The organism is Alcaligenes sp. Lyrl_28 (assembly GCF_051948705.1).
Taxonomy (GTDB): domain Bacteria; phylum Pseudomonadota; class Gammaproteobacteria; order Burkholderiales; family Burkholderiaceae_B; genus Alcaligenes; species Alcaligenes ammonioxydans.
The window spans coordinates 111,763-129,516 of record NZ_JAYJLG010000001.1 but is presented as its reverse complement, the minus strand read 5'-3'; the positions used below and the strand labels follow the sequence as shown (position 1 = coordinate 129,516).

The window sequence follows — 17,754 nt, the reverse complement described above, 5'->3', positions numbered from 1 at the left end:
ATGTTGAAACGAAGTTTGCGTGTGCTGGGCTTCTTGGCGCTGCTGCTCGTGCTGACGGGGCTGGCCTGGTTGTATGTGATGCACAAGGGCTGGCCGCTGTGGGCCTTGCCAACGCTGGTGCTGGTCGCGCTGTTGCTGATCTGGCTGGCTGCGGGGCTGCGTCGGCGCTGGCTGGCGTGGCGTTTGCGCCGGCGTCTGGCGCGGGACATGCCGCGTGTGGCGGGCAGCCAGCATGCCGCGTTTGACGCCCAATGGGGAGCCGGCTTGCAGGTGCTGCGTCAGGCACGACTGGGGGGACGGCGTTCATCGTTGTATGCCTTGCCCTGGATGCTGAGCCTGGATGTTGGACCTTGCCAGACTCAGGACGATTATGCCCGGCTCGCGGTGCAATCGCTGCCCGCAGCGGGGCCAGGCCTGGATCAGGGCGTGGGCTGGTTTTTCATGAAAGCCAGTGTCATGGTGTGGGCTGGGCCGGTGCTCGGCGCGGATGAGCACACGGCCCAAGAAGCGGCATGGTCGCGTCTGTTGCACCAACTGATGCGCACGCGCCGACGCGAGCCGCTTAACGGCTTGGTTTTCAATATCGACTTGTCCTGGCTATTGCAGGCCAATCAGGAACAGTTGCAGGCGGCGGGCAAGCAGATGCGGGCTCGCCATGATGCCTTGGCGCGTGTTTTTCAGGCGCGCATTCCTGTCTGGCTGATGTTGCAAGGGGGTGAGAAGGTTCCCGGTCTGTCTGCCTGGCTGCAGCAATTGCCGCCCGAGGTCTACGATCAGGCGCTGGGCTATATGGTGGGCGGACAAGGGGCCGAGCAGGGCTCGCTGCAGTTTCTGGCGCAGGCGTTCGAGTCCGTGGGGCGACGAATGGCGCAATTGCGGATTGTACTCGGTCAGCATGGAGTGCAGCCTGCGCCGGTGTTTGAATTGCCCGAACGTATCGCGGCACAACAAGCCATCCTGCAAGACTTGCTGGCCCCGGCTTTCGAGGCCACGCCGTATTCGGCCACCCCTTTATTGCGTGGCCTGTACTGGCAGGTGCGCACTCCGCATCAAACTCGTGAAGGCATTGCCTTTGCCCGCGACGTGCTCGATCGCATCCTGCCGTCTTGCCGGTATGGCTGGCAAGTCTTCGACCGCTGGTCGCCCTGGCGCCGTGTGTTGCGTCATTCTCTGGTTCTGGCCTGGCTGCTCTTGTGTGGTGCACTGGCAGGCGGCTTGTTTTACTCCAGTGAACGCGCGCGCTCGAGTTTGCAAGCCTTTGCGGCCCAACCGTTGCAGCAGCTCGAAACACGCATGCAAAAGGGTGCGCTGGACGAAGATGTGCAGTCACTCAATATCTGGCGCAGTGCCATTGGCAGGCTGGACAGCGCCAATCACGGCATCCAGGCCTGGTTGCCGTTTCAGGGCCATGTGCGCCAGGTACAGCAGTTTTACCAGCAACGTTTTGTGGATGCGTTCCGGCGCGAAATCCTGCAGGCATTTCTGGACCCATTGATTGTGCAGGATCTTCCACGCGTCAGTCGTAGCGGCAGCGAGACAGAAGTGGCTGCCTGGAGTCAGTATTTGGTGCGTCGCATCAATCTGGTGGCCGGCCAGTTACGCGGCAGCCCACTTGAAGGTCGGCCTTTGCCGGGCATGGAGCTGGCGACCTTGTATGGCGACTCGGCCTCCCGGCAAGTCGGTCTGCAGACGGGTGTGCTGCTTGGTCAACAATATGTGGATTATCTGCGCTGGTCGCCCGAGCGGGTTCAACTGCAAGGGGAGCTAGATGCGTTGCAGGCGGCGCTGCGCCAGCTGGGCTTGCGTGCTCGCTCGCCCTCCTGGTTGCTGGCCTGGGCGGATTTTCAAAACAGCATCCGCCCGATTACGCTGGCGGATTTCTGGAGTGTCCGGCCCGATGCTAGGGCGCCTGTGATCGCTGCCGGTTTGACGCAGACCGGTACGGCAGCGATCTCGGGCTTTGTCCAGGAGCTGGCCGAAGCCTCGGGTGAGCGCAGTTTCTGGATGGGGCAAAGTGATGTGCTGGAACAGGGTTTCCGGCAACTGTCCTACGACGCCTGGTATCGCTTCATTGTGCGCTTTAACGATGCCCGTTTTTATTTGCAGACCGAATCGGATTGGGATGGCGCCATCAGCAGTCTGTTTTCAGTGGCTGATCCCTATGCCCGTCTTTTTGAAGCGGTCGATGGGCTGTTTCAGCAGGTGCCGGCCGGAGAACGCCCGGCTTGGGTGGCTAGCATGCTGACGTTGCAGCAACTGCGTCTGGCCGCCCGTCAGGCCCCCGCCCAGGAGGGTCTGGCAGGCTGGCTGGATCAGGCTCAACGCGTCAATGCACTGGGGCATGTGGGGCTGCGCTCGGTGCAGCAGGGGGAGTCGTTGACACAAAGCGTGCAGGGCGTCAGCGCCAGTCTGGCGGGCATTGCGCCGTTGCGTGCCTATCAGACTCAACTTGCCGATGCGATCAAGCGCTTGTTGCAGGGGCCGGGCAGCGCGCAGGAACTGGCACGCCAGACCTGGGGGTTTGGACAGGACCCGCAAGTGCAAGAGTCGTTGCTGCACGATGCCCAACACAGTCTGGATGACTTGCGCACCCAGTTGCAGCGCGATACAGCCCGTGAGGATGCCGTGTGGACTCTGATGCGTGGTCCGCTGGCCTTGGTGCTGGATTACACCGCCCGGCGCACCGCCTGCGGTTTGCAGGATCAATGGGCCGCTTCGGTCTTGAGTGTGGTACAGGGTGTGCGCAGTCCCGTCCTGGCCTATGAACTGTTGTACGGTGATCGTGGCACCGTGCCTCAGTTCTTGCAGGGTGATTTGCGCTACTTTGTGAGCCGTGATGCGCAAAGTTACGGACCGCGCAGTGCGCTGGGGCAGAGCATGCCGCTTAGTGGGCAGTTCTATGCCTACGCGAACGCCGTTCAGGCGCGGCAGGTGGCGCATGCCGAAACGCGCCTGCACGATGAACAGGCGGCGCGTGTGCGCGGTAGCCAGATCGAAACCTTGCAGCAGGAGCTGGCTGAGCTGGATAAACAGGCCAAAGCGGTTCAGTCCTTGGCCGCGGCCGTTGTGATCGATGCCGAGCCGCCGCTGCTCAACACCGGGGCGCGTCAATTGCCTCAACGCACCCGCCTGAGTTTGCAATGTGCCAGCGGTGTGACGCGGCTGGATAACTTCAACTTCCCCTCCAGGGCTACCTTTGCATGGGCACAGGGGCAGTGTGGTGATGCAGTGCTGCAGATTCAGTTTCCAGGCTTTGTGCTGGAGCGGGTCTATCCGGGCGCAGAAGGCTTTATCGACTTTTTGCACGAGTTCAGCAGTGGTGAGCACCGTTTCCAGGCCAGCGACTTCCCGCAGCAAGAAGAGCGTCTGATCGATGCCGGCGTACAGTGGCTGGTCTTGAACTGGCGTTTGCAGGGGCAACGTAATCTGGTGGATAACGTGAACCAGTTGCATCGCATTCAGGCCCGACAGGCTCAGATCAACGAGCAATTGCTGACCCTGCGCGAGGCGCAGTCCGGCGTGAGCAGTCCGATGGCGCAACCGAGCTGGACGCAGGATCTGGTGCCCGAGCGCATTGTGACCCAGTGCTGGCGTTCGCCAGTAACGGTGTTTCAGAAGGAGGGACCATTGTCGCCCGATTCGGCCCCGACTGCACCGGCACCGCAAAAGCAGGCTGTTCAGCCCGCTTCAAAACGGGCCGCCAAACCTGCGCCCAAGCAAGTGGCGGCCTCATTAGCGACGCCGGCTCAGGAGCGGTCGCAGCAGGGCTGGCGTGTTCAGGTGGGGGTGTTTGCCGATCCCCGCGCTGCCGTGGAGCAATTGGATGCGCTGGGGATTGACGCCGTGCAGATTCCCTTGCCTCGTCCGGGACGCAAAGATCTGTACCGGGTGCAAAGCCCGGTTTATGACAGCCGCGAACAAGCCCGCATCGTGGCCGGGCAGATTGCCCAGGCCTTGCGGGTCAACCCGGAATTAGTGCCTGGCGATCGTTAAGCCAGTGCTGGTAGGCCAGCAGCCCATGCTGGTCCATGCTTTCCCGGGCCTGCTGCCAGTGTTGGCTGGCCAGGTCCGGGCATTGGCGCTGTAGCCAGATATCGCCGCGCAGACACTGTATTTCTGGAAGCATCAGCACGGAACCGTGTTGTTCGCTGATCTGTTCGGCTTCGGCCAATACGGCAAACGCTGCGTCTTCGCGCGCCAGGCTAAGCAGGGCGCGAGCCAGCATGCACAGTTGTCCTTCCACAGCAACAGGCATATCCATGCGTATACGTTCGATCGCGGCCTGCATGGGCTCAATCAGGTCCGCGTTGCGGGTCTGTAGCACAGCGGGTAGTAATTGATGCATCTGCGCCAGTGCAATCCAGACCGTATCGGGCTTGGCCGGTGACTGCGTTCCAGTCAACGCCAAACTCTCCTGAGCCATTTCCTGCAGATTTCCGGCCAGGTAGTAAATACGCATCAGATGTAGCCGGGAGGCAATGGCGCCCGCCAAAGGATGATGGTGGTAGCTGGCCAGGGTGATGGCGTGGCGGGCATTTTGCAAACCAGTGGAAAAATGGCCTTGTAAGGCCTGACACAATCCCAACGAGGCATAGGCCAGCGCCTGCGAGGGCTTCTGGGATGGCAGGGCCTGGGCATCCTGGGGTTCGGCCGACATGCCGATCAACGGCAGGGCCCGCACCAGCAACGTTTCTGCCTGTACCGGATCGCCCCGCCACAGGCGATGCTGGGCCAATGCGTACCAGGCCCAGCCTTGCCAAGCCTCGTTGAGTTGATCCTGGGACAAGCGCAGTACTTTTTCGGCAATCGGCAAGGAACCGTCCAATTGTCCGCGATTGTGACGGGTCAACCATTCGCCCCACAGGCTGGCCAGCAAGGTCAGGGGCTCTTCAGGGTCCCTGAGCTCGTTGACCTGCTCGAAGGCTTCTACCGAACGGGGAGAGCCCGGGCCCGTGGCCGCGGTGCTTAAGGAGGCTTTAGTCAGGTGCAGTGCAAAACTGGTTTGTGAATGCACGGTGGGATCGGCGATGAAGCGCCGGCTGCGTAAAGCCTGTGACAGGTAGCGCTCGGCTTCCTGTAACTGGCCGTGTTCGAGTGCGTGCTCGATGGCGCGTTGCCACCACTGGACCGTATCCTGGTAGCGAACTTGCCCCAGTAGGGTGGCAATAGCCGATGGCGCGTGATTATGCTCGACCATATGCTCGGCCAGCCGTCGTCCGAGTCGTTCGCGCTCGGGACGGATAATGAGCTGGCGCAGACAGTTGCCCAGTATATCGGGGCAGCGCCAGCGGGATTGCTCGGTGGACATCAACCATTCATGCTGCTCCAGGATCTGCAAAACGGTACGGATGGTCGATTGGGGTTGCTCCAGCAAACGGCTGGCAAGGCGCTCGTCAATATCGGGCAGCAGGGCTGCCAAGTAGGCCAGTTCGCGTTGTAGCGGCGTCAGGCGGCGCAAATGGGCGGCGCACTGGTCCAGCAAGCGCGGCACCAGGGTCAGGTCCTGACCGAGCTGATATAAGTGCAGCAGTTCGCGTGCCAGCATGGGGCTGCCTTCACTGTGCTCGATGATGTGCGTGCGAATATCGCGAGGCAGCTTGATCGAGCGGCTGCGCTGACTGATCAGTTCATTCATGTCCTGGTGGGCGAGTGCGCCAATCCGCAAGGGCAGGACAGGCCAGGACTCGGGCAAGGCCTGGCGAGAGGTGGCCACGATGCGCAGCCGCTCCTCGCCAGCCAGCAGACGCTGCAACAATTGTAGGCTGGCGGCATCACACCAGTGCAAGTCCTCCCAGGTCAGCAACAAGGTCTGGTTCCGACAAAGCGCGTGCAACAGGGCCAGCAAGACGTGTTGCGTTTGTTCACGCACTACGCTCTGGCCGAGTGTGGACGGTTCAATCAAGGTCTGATGCAGAATATCGGCCTGCGCAACGCTCAGGTCGTACTGGGCCATCAATCGTTGATGTAGCTGCGCGTCCTGCTCGCCGTTACGGGTGTCGGCGGTATTCGGTGTGACATATCGCAGCTCTTTTTGTAGCCAGCGCAATACCGGTGCGTAAGGGCTGCGTACATCATTTTCCTGGGTCTGCAGCGCCACGACGGCACCTTCCACATTGCGCACATAGTCCTGCAGCGAACGCAGCAGCTTGGTCTTGCCCATTCCGGTATGACCATGCAGCAACAGCATGCGTGGCGCCGCGCTAAGACGACCGCTCCAGTATTGAAGCAGAATATCGAACTCGCGCAGCCGTCCGTGAATGCGGCCGGTATCGGTGGCGGTTTCGCTCAGGCGTAACTGGTATGAGGATGGTTCTTTGCCTGATGGCAAGGCCTCCAGAGACCAGGACGACAGGCGTGCAGCCGCCTGACTGCTGAGCAAGACCGCCCCATTGTCTGCTTGCCAGGCCAGGGAAATGACGGATTGGCAGAGCAAATGGTGTGCGTTGATGGGCGTGGTCGGATCAATGGGCAGTACATCAGCATGAACGGCCAGGCCAAGACTGACTTGGGCTGGCCGGCTGAGACCGGCCAGCGTGCGCGCCAGGGTCAGGGCAGGGGCCACGGGACGCTCATTGATGGCGGGGTAACCGAAATGCGCCAGCAAGGTGGCGTTATGTTCCTGTTCTATCCAGGCCCCGTGTTCGCGAGCACAGCGCACCACACGCTCATGCGTTTCGCGCAGGAGAAAGGTTCTGGTTTCGTAATCCGTCTCCATGGGATCGTCGCCGCTGTCCGGGTTGGGGCGCCAGCCAATCGCAATGGCTACCGTAGCCATGGCCCGAAAGTGGTAGCCTTCGGGATCGGACGGCCCATGTAAGGCGGGCGCTGCGTTAACACCGGTGCCCAGCAAAGCGCGCGTCTGTGCGTCAGGTTGTACACCCAGACGCTGCTGGAGCACATCACAGCATTGCTGATAGGCCAGCATGGCCGCGTCATGATCATTGTCCTGCACCAAAAGTCGGATAAGTAAACGGTGGCAGGATTCATCCTCAGGCCACAGATTGACCCAGGTTTTGGCATACGCCAGGGCTGCCTGCTGCTGTTCGCTGGCCATCAATGCCTTGATCAGATGGTGTCGGCATTGCGCCAGCTCGATGTCCAGGCGTGCATTCCAGTTGTTGTGCCAGCTCATCAAACTGTCACTACCGGGCAATTTAAGGCCCTCCAGAAATGGACCTTGGTACAGGCTTAGTTTGTTGCGCGCTTCGTCCAGCTCGGTCGCCGTGGAACTGCCTATGTACAGAACGTCACTCCAGACGGTATCGGACTCCAGTGTCAGGCTTGCCGTGGAGCTGAGCAGCACCTTGGACAGGGGGGCCAATGCCTGACGCAACACATACAAGGCATGGCGCACCCGAGCGCGCCCCTGCTCGGGGTCGCTCTCGGGCCAGAGCATATCGGCCAGCTTGACTCGTGCTATTGCCTGGCCCTGTGCCAGCACCAAAAGAGCGAGCAGCAGCTTGACCTTGTCATAACTTAACAGGTGACTGCGGTCCTGCCCGTCGATCAATAAACGAAAGGTTCCCAAACAATAGAGTTCAATTCGGTTGGGACCCTGTCTCGAGATCCCCGTTTGCATTCCCATCTTGTTTTCCATCCCTGCCGACTGCACCCTGCGTTAGTAAATGTTAGAGTGATGCAACAAAAGGCTTCATTCTGGTTTGCAGGCGTTTATTTTTGGTTTAACCGGGAAGGAAACCTGATCCCCAATACCGCTATGAGGGACCCATCAAGCTTGGCCGCGCGAACACAAGGCATGCAGCGGGCCGCGTCGGCTTGTAACAAAACTAATTAGGCCTCTGATTTATTACGCGGCTGTGGCAAAACATAGATCACATGGGGGGCGATAATTGGCTGTTAATGGCTTTGTGAGGATTACGGCGGCTCAAACGCGACATCACATAGCGCTGAAAAAACGACTATTGGCGGGCCGGTCTGCGTAGCAGGATCGACGGAGCAGGGTACAGGTCCCGATAGAATGGTGTTGCTCCGGCCGTGCTCAGATGCGCCAGAACTGTCGCGCATGGCTGGTCTTGCGCTTTGCACGCAAGGCTCAGGGCGGTTGCCCTTGTCGGCTTGGGTCTGTGCCCCAACCTTATGGTGCTTTCCTTGTCGGGATTTGACGTGTACTCAGAACGGCTGGGGCACCGGAAGTCATTGTTTCTCTCTGTACTGGGCACAGACCGTTCCCTCCATGTGGGATTGTTCAATGCTAGTTACGAGCAAATCACTACACGCCGTATGCAGTGGGTGTCCGCTTCCCTCTAGAAGGCAAACAACCCAGATACTTTTGACCTTGCGTTTAAAAGAAGGGGCTTGCCGTACACAGTTGCGTATTAAAACGACTATGGCGATTGTGGAGGCTTAATGGATATGGGCTGAGTCGTTGAGTGCTTAGCCAGGCGTTCCGTCATAGCCTTGCAACATGGCTATGAGTGAAAAAGAGTGCAGATTCTCTTTGAATTGTTTTTATCGAGCATGCTTTGGAAAAGAGAAAAATTTTAAGCCTGAGCTTGCAGAATGTGTGTTAAAAACACGTGGCTTTTGGAATTATTCCGAGCTGATCGTTTAATACAATTTGTATCTTTTTATATAAAATGACACACATCATAAAATTAATTATTTCGTTTTTAACCCTGATAAGTCTTGGTGGCTGTGCTGCTGAAATAGGCTCCGCGTTAGGTATTCAGCTTATAGAAAAACCGATGGTAAGGGGGGAGAGCATAGAAAAATATCGTGATGCTTTTGGTCGTAGCGGGGAAGTTGAAACCGTTTTGAATGGAGAGCCTGCCTATAAGTGGAATCTTTCCTACTACCAACGAGTCACCGTGGAGGCAGATACTTACGCATACCATAACTTGGATCGACCAGGAATGACGACAGGTATTATTTATGAGGACAGAGACATACTCCGTCCCTGTCAGCTAACGATGTCCTACGATCCAAAGACGCGTTTGGTGACGGATTTTGAACTCACCAATCCCGCAAAATGTGGAGAAGTCCGTAGTGCATTGCGGAACCTATAACAACAAAAAATATTAATGATCATAGAAATCAAGAATCAAAAAATCAGAATGTAAATAGTAATAAATAGCGGTTTATTTTTATAATTAAAATATATGTTAAAGACAATTTTATCTTTCGTGTTTCTGGTGTTGCTGATAGTGGATACACCAGCTGTTTTTGCTGCTGACGTCAAAGGTTCTAGCGATCATCCGCTTTTGAGTCGATTCCCAGGGGCAGAGATTCGCAACTATTTGAGAAAAAACTACGATGCCGCCGTGTTGCCTGCGGGAATCATTAAGGACAAGAAAGCACCGGGGCAATTGCTTGAATTGGAGGGCAAGGTCACTCGCATCGCTTACCGGATTCCGGGTGAGCATTCAGCATTGGAGGTTCTGCGAAATTACGAGAAAGCGCTGCAGCAAGGCGGGTTTGAAACGCTGTTTGCCTGCCATGGCCCAGAGACCTGTGGTCCGGATATGATGCCCTTTATTTCCCTTGAAGGACGCGTTCGACCTACTGCATTTGGCGATGCGGTCTTTGGTAGTTCAAGTGAGCGTGTTTTGCTCACCCGTCGTAGTGATGAGGCAGGAGAGGTCCACGTTTTTCTGCATGTGGTGGATGATACGTCCAATAACAGGACCTATCTCTATCAGGAAATCGTAGAAGGTGCCCAATTGGAACTGGATCAAATTAAAGTGCTACAAGCGGACGAGTTGCAACAATCACTCGAACGCCAAGGGTATGTCACGGTTCCAGGCATTTACTTCGATAGTGCTAAAGCAGAGATAAAACCAGAATCGGATACGGCCTTATCAGAAATGGCTAAATTGCTCTCTAGCCATCCAGACCTAAAAGTATATGTGGTGGGCCATACGGATAATCAAGGTTCGCTTGAGGCCAATCTGACCTTGTCGCAGAGTAGAGCTCAGGCAGTTGTTCAGGCTTTACATACTTCATATGGTGTTAAGGCGGAAAACTTGCTGGCTAAAGGGGTCGCGTCTTTTTCTCCGGTAGCAAGCAATGCAGACGAAAAAGGGCGCGCGCGCAATAGACGAGTTGAGTTGGTAGTGCAGTAACACTATCTCAGGCGCAAGCAACGAGATGACCAGAACCAGTGTGCTGGCTGCGGGCTCGGGCGATCAGGGATAGGGCTTGCGTTCGTTCCGTCGTCCTACACCGCTCTGTATCTGTGGCGGGTTGATCTTGAGCGGCTGTGCTTGGGCGTGCTTGTGGTGGCTACACTCATGCCACAAAACACATCGAGCCCAGCCCTAGGGGCAATCAATCCGATTTAAGGGAACTGAAAGCGCGCATTGCCCAGGATTGGGTGTAGACCTTATGGGTGCAGGTGGCCGGTGCACCGAAGCAACGACAGGCGGCCGGATTTTGACTGTATTGAATGCTTTTTTGCTTGAAAATCAGTTGCTTGAAGGTCCCGCGAGATTGCTGTGTGGGACAAATAAAGACCTCTTGTTTAGTTCGCTGGCAATTATCGCATAATGTATATTATGTAAAGTCGCGAATCGATCAATGTTTCTGGTTGAGGCGCAGTTCCGTTTCGGTCTCCCCTCCGTTTATCTTTCGCCGATTATTTTTACGCCCAAGGTAGTTAAGTTTTCCCTGGCGTGGTTATAGTGGATTGCTAAGTAAAACGGAGCAAAAACACGATGGGCCATGTACTACAGTTTGCTGAACGCGACCCCAGCTTAAGTGATGAGTTGGCCAAGGCGCAGATCGAAACACTGCGCGAAGCCTTGTTGCTCAAACAGTACGAACGGCTGGAAAAAGCCGATCAAACCTTGCTGATTGTGGTGGCCGGCATGGACGGTGTGGGGAAAGGATCTGCCATCAACACCCTGAACACCTGGTTGGACCCGCGTCATGTGCATACCTTGGCGTTCGGCAAACTCAGTGAAGAAGAAGCCATGCGTCCCCTTATGTGGCGTTATTGGAATCGCTTGCCGGCACGGGGTCAGACCGGACTGGTGTTTGGCTCCTGGTATGCACCCCTGATGAAAGAGCTGGCGCGTAAAACGCCCGATCCGGCCAGGATTGCGTTATATACCCACTTGATTAACCGGTTTGAGGCGCAATTGGCCTATCAGGGTGTGCAGGTGCTCAAGTTGTGGTTCCACCTGTCTGCCCAGGCGCAGCTGGATCGTTGTGCCATGCTGATGGCTGACCCCAATACGGCATGGCGCGTTAGCAAGGCTGACCTGAAAGTTCACAAACAATTCAAGACCTTGCGTAACGCCGCCACGCAGACCATCAATCTGACTCATCGTAACTATGCGCCTTGGGTGGTCATCCCCAGTGCGGACAAGAATCTGCGTGATGTGTCCTTGGCAAAAGTGGTATTGCAAGCGATGGACAAGCCTATTGTCCCGCGTCAGGTCAGAGAGCCGCATGCCTTCCCGTTTCGCTTGAATGTTCCGGCCGCTTCCTTGCTGTCCCCTCCCCCTGTAAAGCCTGTGCTCGATTACGACACGGAACTCCTGCATTGGCAGGGGCGTCTGTCGACCGCGGTACGCAGCAAGGCGTTTCGTAATCATTCTCTGGTACTGGTGTTTGAAGGGCGCGATGCCGCTGGCAAAGGCGGCACGATTCGTCGTCTGACCGAAGCGCTGGATGTTCGCATTTACGATATTCATCCTATTTCCGCTCCCAATGCGGTGGAACGGGCACGGCCATATTTATGGCGCTTCTGGCGTAAGTTGCCGCGGCTGGGCGAGGTCGCGATTTTTGATCGCTCTTGGTATGGCCGAGTTCTGGTGGAACGGGTGGAAAAGCTGATTTCCCGGGCCGCCTGGCAACGCTCTTATGAAGAAATAAACGAATTTGAGGCGCAATTGCTTGCCAATGGCACGGCCGTGATCAAGTTTTGGTTGGATATTGATAAAGATGAGCAACTTAAGCGTTTCAAGGCCCGTGAGCAAACGCCCTTCAAGAATTACAAGATCACGCCAGAAGATTGGCGCAATCGGGAAAACTGGGCGGCTTATCAACGGGCGGCTGAAGATATGTTTGCTCAGACTGACACTCATATGGCGCCTTGGCATATTGTGCCCAGTAAAGATAAAAAAGCCGCTCGCATCCAGGTATTGCGCACCGTGGTCGAGACTCTGGAATCTTTGGACGAACATATGATCAGCCTGAATGAGCCGGCTTTGGCCGATCAGGTCAGTGAGCAGGTATAAAACAGCGGGCTGCTAATGATCCGCCCCAAATGCAGTCATCCTGCATTTGGGGCGAATTTGTGTGGGAATGGTGGGCGGCCATGGGAACACGCACACCGGATCGTGATGATGTGTCTTGACGCTACGCTCACAGGCTCGTCAGCACCGCGTTCATTTAGCGCTGTTTGGCCTGGTCCCGCAGTGCGGACGCCGCTTAGAGATCCTGGCTGGCGGCAAGACGAAGTATCTTGTGCCAACTTCGGAGATCGGCGGCATTGGTGGGACGGATATGCCAAGGCTGTACGGGGTTGCGCAGTAGCAGCGTCAAGCCCCTGTCCTGCACTTCAATGGTGTCAATATCCGCAAAAATAAAGGCGCGGCTCCCCTGCCCGGTCTGAATATGGCCCCGCTTTTGCAGGGCATCCAGTCGTAAGGAACCATCAGCGAATGCCAGCTCCACAATGCGTTGGCCATGCTGTTTTTTTCCGTGAATAGCCAGGTGATGACGACGCCAGAGGATGAATGGTGTCAGCAGTATGGCCACCGCCACCAGTAGACTGAAGATAGCGGCCATTACACCCGCGCTGGCGTTCACCCGATTGAAAAGCTGCACGCCGCCCTGCACCAGCCCCGCAAGAATGCCGATTAGCAGCAGGACGACGATAATGGGCATGGCGACGACCGGTCTTTGGACTTAGCGGGCTTGAACGGTCACCGTGGCCGCCGCCTGACGCGCATTTTCACGAGCAGTTTCCAGGTCGTCATGTGCCGCCAGAGCGACACCCATGCGTCGTTTCTCGAAGCTTTCGGGTTTGCCGAACAAGCGGATATCGGTTTGCGGAATGCGCAACGCCTGAGCTACGTTCAGGAAATCGACCTCTTTGGCGTCTACCCCTCCGTAAATCACTGCGCTGGCACCGGGCATACGCAAGGCGGTGTTGACAGGCAGGCCCAGAATGGCACGTGCGTGCAGCTCAAACTCCGACTGCCATTGAGTTCCCATGGTCACCATGCCGGTGTCGTGGGGACGCGGGCTGACTTCGCTGAACCAGACCTGATCGCCTTTGACGAAAAGCTCGACACCAAACAGACCTTGACCGCCCAGGTTCTGAGTGAGCGCCTGGGCAATCTCGCGCGCGCTTTGCAACGCTTGGGGACTCATGGGCTGCGGCTGCCAGCTTTCCACGTAATCGCCATCCACTTGTTGGTGACCGATGGGATCGCAGAACTGGGTTTCAATCTGACCATCGGCGCCGACAGCGCGCACGGTCAGCAAGGTAATTTCGTAATCAAAATCGATGAAGCCCTCCACGATGACGCGGCACTGGCTGACGCGGCCACCAGCCATCGCGTAGTCCCAGGCTTGGGCAACGTCCTCGGGGCCGCTGATTTTGCTTTGGCCTTTGCCTGAACTACTCATCAACGGTTTGACTACGCAGGGGTAGCCGATTTTGCTGTCAATGGCCGCTTGGAGTTCTTGCAGTGATTCACAGAACTGATAGGGGCTGGTGGGCACACCCAGAGTTTCCGCGGCAAGACGACGAATACCTTCGCGATCCATGGTGAGTCTGGCGGCACGAGCGGTAGGGATGACACGGACCAGACCTTGCGCTTCCAATTCTTCCAGCACGCCCGTGGCAATTGCCTCGATTTCCGGTACCACTAAGGTGGGCTTTTCTTTTTCGATCAGGGCGCGCAGTTGGTCGGGGTCACTCATGGTGATCGTGCGCGCGTGATGGGCGACCTGTTGCCCCGGCGCATTCTCGTAGCGGTCGACCGCGATGGTTTCCACCCCAAGACGTTGCAGCGCAATCAGCACCTCTTTGCCCAGCTCTCCCGAGCCCAGGAGCATGATTTTGTCCGACGACGACGATAAGGGGGTGCCCAACAGGCTCATGGTGCATGCTCCGCAGAAAATGAGAAAGTCAAAAGCGCTATTGTAATGCAGGCCGTGCCTGCTTTTTTAAAAGGGGGGACGGCTTTGTCCGCCCTGCCGGCACACACACACCGGCAAGGCGGACTTTGTTGACCGAGACCGCAGGATGCGCGGCCTCTATTCCACCATTAACTGAGCCATCATGCCCAGGTCCTCATGCTCCAGGATGTGGCAGTGGAACATTCGCAGGCCCGGTAGTTCCTGTCGGAATGCCAGACGCACGGTTTCTCTGGGACGCAGATTGACAGTATCTTTCCAGGCGCGGAACGCCTCTGGAACCGACTGCATCCCGGTTTGTCGGGCGAGGACCTGAAACTGGGTCCCGTGCAGATGGAAGGGATGGTCCATGTGTGAGTCGTTGATCACGTCCCAGTATTGCCATTGCCCGGTCGGACAGCGCAGGTCTATGCGGTTCATGTCATAAACCTGATCGTTGATGCGGAACATGGAACGCAAAGCTGCCATTTCAGGCATCATGGCATTGCCGTCCATGGTGCTGGCGATATTCATTGCGCCCATGTTCTGATGGTGCTGGTTCGATGTCGCCCCTGAGCCGTGTTCTGACGACATGGGCATGTCATGATCCATGGGCATCAATTCGCTAAAGACCACTTTCGTGGTGTTGGAGGCACCGGGCACAAGGGGAATGGCCCGTAACTGCTGTGGAAGGACGAGTTCCTCCTGGCGTATTGTCAGGTGTGCGAGGGTCAATGTTGTGGGCTGCTCCTGGACCATCATTTTTTGTCTGTCGTAGTACAGGGCTTGCAGGGTGCTCTCCAGATTTCGATCAGTCTGAATGAAAAACTCGACCCGTTCGGCTGGTGCCAGGAGAATGGAGTCGACCGCCTCCAAGGGCTGCTCCAGCAGGCCGCCGTCCGTGCCCACCTGAATCAGGCGAGCGCCGGGAATATGCAAGTTCAAATAACGGGCTGAGCAGGTATTCCATACGCGGATGCGCTCTCGGGAGCGGGTTTGTATCACTGGCTGGCGCTGGCCATTCAGTAAGACAAACTGCCCCTCCCTACCGTTCATCCAGTCCAGGCCCGTATTGGGCGGAATATGGCCCGTGTTGTCCAGTCGTATGTCGCTGATAGCCCAATGTTGCTCCGCGAAATCTCTGAGTGGGTCAGCGTGCGAGCGTACGATAATGGTTCCGCCCAGTCCGTGTGCGACCTGCTCTCCGCTTTTGCCATGTGGGTGTGGGTGGTACCAATAGGTTCCGGCACTTCCCTCTGGCAAGGTAAAACGGTAGTGACGCCGTTGTCCGGGTAAAACGGTGTCTTGAGGATTGCCGTCCTGATCAGAGGGAACTGGCAAGCCATGCCAATGCAGGGTGGTTGCCTGATCCAAACGGTTTTCAAATTCAATTTCTACTTGATCGCCCTCATACAGTTCAATCAAGGGCCCTGGCATTTGCCCGTTATACAGCCAAAGTTCTGTGTTTTGGCCATCCGCCAATACTCGTCGATGAGCGGCGGCGGTAATGTTGGCCTGAAACAGACCAGGTTTATCGCTGCGGTTTTGAAGCACAGGCAAGGCCTGCAGGGCCTGGCCGGCTGGCATTTTCTCTACAGGCATCAAGCCCGTACGGGTGGTCACGCCCTGTTCGGCCATCCCGTGTGACATGGGGTTGTGATGCCCCATCCTGCTTTGTGCCCAGCTCCGTAACGGCAAGCTGCCCAACAGGCTTGCGGTCACGCTCAGTTTAAAAAAATCGCGTCTTTTCATGGGTTTGCCCCAGTAGATCATCACTGTTCATGGGCCGTCCGCCTTTCCCTAGCAAAGAGCATGGAGGTGCGGATCGGCAATGGAATGGAGGAGATCAGGACGCGCGTGGAGGCGGTTGTGCGGGGCCAAACAGCCGCGAGAGATAGTGTTGATGCAAAGGTGCTGGCGGAAAAGCTGCCTGTGCTACAGTCGCGGCCGGCAAGCTCACCTGACTAGCCAGACAGGCACAGCAGCTTATTTTGAGTGGGGTGTTGCAATGATGGGGGGCACGATGAGGTGATTGGCCCAAAACGGAGGATTGCGCGTGAGCAACAGGATGCCCTGCATCGTGAATCCTTGCTGCCTGTGCGTCTCGGCCAATACTCAAACCCATACCCAACAGCAGCACCAGCAGGCCGGTCAATAAGAGCCAGCCGACGGTTTTGCGAGGAGAAATGGGCGTGTGCAACATGCGATAAAGCTTAGCATGGGCCTTGCGGCTCTCGTTGCTCTTAAAACAGTCCGTTACACCGCGTGCTGCTGCGATCGAAGACTGGTCGCCCGGCGGATTGATCCAGATTCTACAGCGTTCAAGGGACTGCCATGATGGCAAGGCCCTGCCTCGGCTTGCTCAGGTGTTACAGCGCCATCCGATCTGTTTTCTAGCGTTCATTGCGTAAGGAGCCAGGACTATTTATTTTTCAGGATCACTCTTGATCAGGCGCCGCTTCAAGCGCAGCGATCTGACGGGTTGTGACTGTGCCTGTTTCAGTTCCTGGCTGAGCAACTGGGCTTTCTTGCGTAACTCGTCATTTTCGCGCTCTAGCAAGGCGGTACGAGTGCGCAGCATCTGCACCTGTCCTTGTATTTCTTTGGCCAGACTATGGCTGATATCCAGAGCAGCTTGCAGGGCACGGCGTTCGCCCTGCTCCTGTCCCAATTCCTGACGCAGCTTTTGCAGGAGGTCTTGTTGCTGGTTCAGTTCTTGCTCGTGAGCCTGACGCAAAGCTTTATTCGTTTGCTCGGCCTCTTCGATGTGCTGACGCAATCGTGTCTGAATCGAGCGTTCCTTGTCGATCTCCAACAAGGCTCGGCGTTCGTTAGCCTGGGCCCGCTCCTCGGTCAATTCAATGGCTTTTTGCAGTCGTTCCAGGTCCAGGGTGAACTGTTCGCTTTGACGACGAAGCTCTTGCTGCAGGCCTTGTTTCTCGATTTCCAGCTCATTTTGACGCTGGTTTGCGTGCAGCAAGTCTTGTTTCAAAGCCGCCTGTTCCTGCCCTGCTCTTTGCAAATTGTCGTGATACTGCGCTATCTGTGCCTGGGCGCGTTTCAGATCGCCCTGCCCTGCCTCCAGTTCGCTTTGCGCTTGCCGAGTCTGTGCCTGGGCCTGGGCAACCCGCTCGTCAGCCTGGATTTGGTAATGCTCCATCTGCTGTTTTGAGTGGCTCAAGGCCTCTTGCCAGATACGAGCCAACAGTTCCCCCGTCAGCGTTTGCAACTCTTCCGGCATATCGGCCACGTCCAGGCGAACCCGGCTTTTGTCGCGCAACTCCTCCCAGAACGTCTGTAGCGCCTGAGCGGGTGCGCTCATGCTGCCCTTGCGGACCAGCTGATACAGCTTGTTGGCGGTGGGTGTGACGCCATAGCGAAAAAAAAGCAATGCCGCCACTTCTTTGTACAAGGTCTGCGTATGGCTGAAGCGATCCCGTAATTCAGCGACGTCAGCCAGAATTTGCGACTCATTAGGCTGCTTGGGCTCCATTTTCATACTCTCATCAATTATTTGGTTAATAATACAACGTAATATATAAAATTATCAAGTAAATTGATTTATAAATTTGACATTATCTCTATAATGTCAAATTATTAAGTGTCTTAGGTCCTTGACGGCTGCGATACGGCCTTGGGCCGCGCCCACCTCCCTTTTTT

9 protein-coding genes are annotated in these 17,754 nt (G+C 56.6%); 4 read left to right on the top strand and 5 right to left on the bottom strand.

Features of this window, described 5'->3' with window-relative positions; genetic code table 11:
• On the top strand, positions 1-3,993 hold the full coding sequence (locus VF694_RS00545; protein WP_440163520.1) for a type VI secretion protein IcmF/TssM N-terminal domain-containing protein: 3,993 nt from the start codon (positions 1-3) through the stop codon (positions 3,991-3,993).
• On the opposite strand, the gene VF694_RS00540 is transcribed toward VF694_RS00545, so the two are convergent.
• Complete coding sequence (locus VF694_RS00540) at positions 3,962-7,528, bottom strand: AAA family ATPase (protein WP_440163519.1); 3,567 nt, start codon at positions 7,526-7,528, stop codon at positions 3,962-3,964. The two genes, VF694_RS00545 and VF694_RS00540, sit on opposite strands and share 32 nt — an antisense overlap.
• Positions 7,529-8,597: 1,069 nt before the next feature.
• On the opposite strand from VF694_RS00540, the gene VF694_RS00535 reads away from it, so the two are divergent.
• The 3 genes from VF694_RS00535 (at position 8,598) to pap (ending at position 12,203) form a co-directional block, all read left to right on the top strand.
• A complete protein-coding gene (locus VF694_RS00535) occupies positions 8,598-9,026 on the top strand; it encodes a hypothetical protein (protein WP_131070581.1) in 429 nt (142 codons plus the stop codon).
• 93 nt (positions 9,027-9,119) lie between these two features.
• Entirely contained in the window at positions 9,120-10,082 is a 963-nt protein-coding gene (locus VF694_RS00530; protein ID WP_440163518.1) for a DUF4892 domain-containing protein, read from the top strand.
• Positions 10,083-10,673: 591 nt separating this feature from the next.
• Positions 10,674-12,203, top strand: coding sequence for a polyphosphate:AMP phosphotransferase (gene pap / locus VF694_RS00525; RefSeq protein ID WP_440163517.1), 1,530 nt, complete (start codon positions 10,674-10,676; stop codon positions 12,201-12,203).
• Positions 12,204-12,396: 193 nt separating this feature from the next.
• Here pap and VF694_RS00520 read toward each other — a convergent pair whose 3' ends face one another.
• The 4 genes from VF694_RS00520 to VF694_RS00505 all read right to left on the bottom strand — a co-directional run bounded on the left by VF694_RS00520 (position 12,397) and on the right by VF694_RS00505 (position 17,587).
• Positions 12,397-12,855 carry a hypothetical protein gene (locus tag VF694_RS00520; protein ID WP_440163516.1) on the bottom strand — a complete coding sequence of 153 codons (459 nt, stop codon included), beginning with the start codon at positions 12,853-12,855 and terminating at the stop codon, positions 12,397-12,399.
• Positions 12,856-12,876: 21 nt separating this feature from the next.
• Complete coding sequence (gene purT, locus VF694_RS00515) at positions 12,877-14,079, bottom strand: formate-dependent phosphoribosylglycinamide formyltransferase (protein WP_440163515.1); 1,203 nt, start codon at positions 14,077-14,079, stop codon at positions 12,877-12,879.
• Between the two features lie 156 nt (positions 14,080-14,235).
• Positions 14,236-15,744: a multicopper oxidase family protein gene (locus tag VF694_RS00510; RefSeq protein WP_440163514.1), complete on the bottom strand. Its 1,509-nt coding sequence runs from the start codon at positions 15,742-15,744 to the stop codon at positions 14,236-14,238.
• A 775-nt stretch (positions 15,745-16,519) separates the two neighbouring features.
• Complete coding sequence (locus VF694_RS00505) at positions 16,520-17,587, bottom strand: DNA-binding protein (RefSeq protein ID WP_301605646.1); 1,068 nt, start codon at positions 17,585-17,587, stop codon at positions 16,520-16,522.
• Between the last annotated feature and the right edge of the window lie 167 nt (positions 17,588-17,754).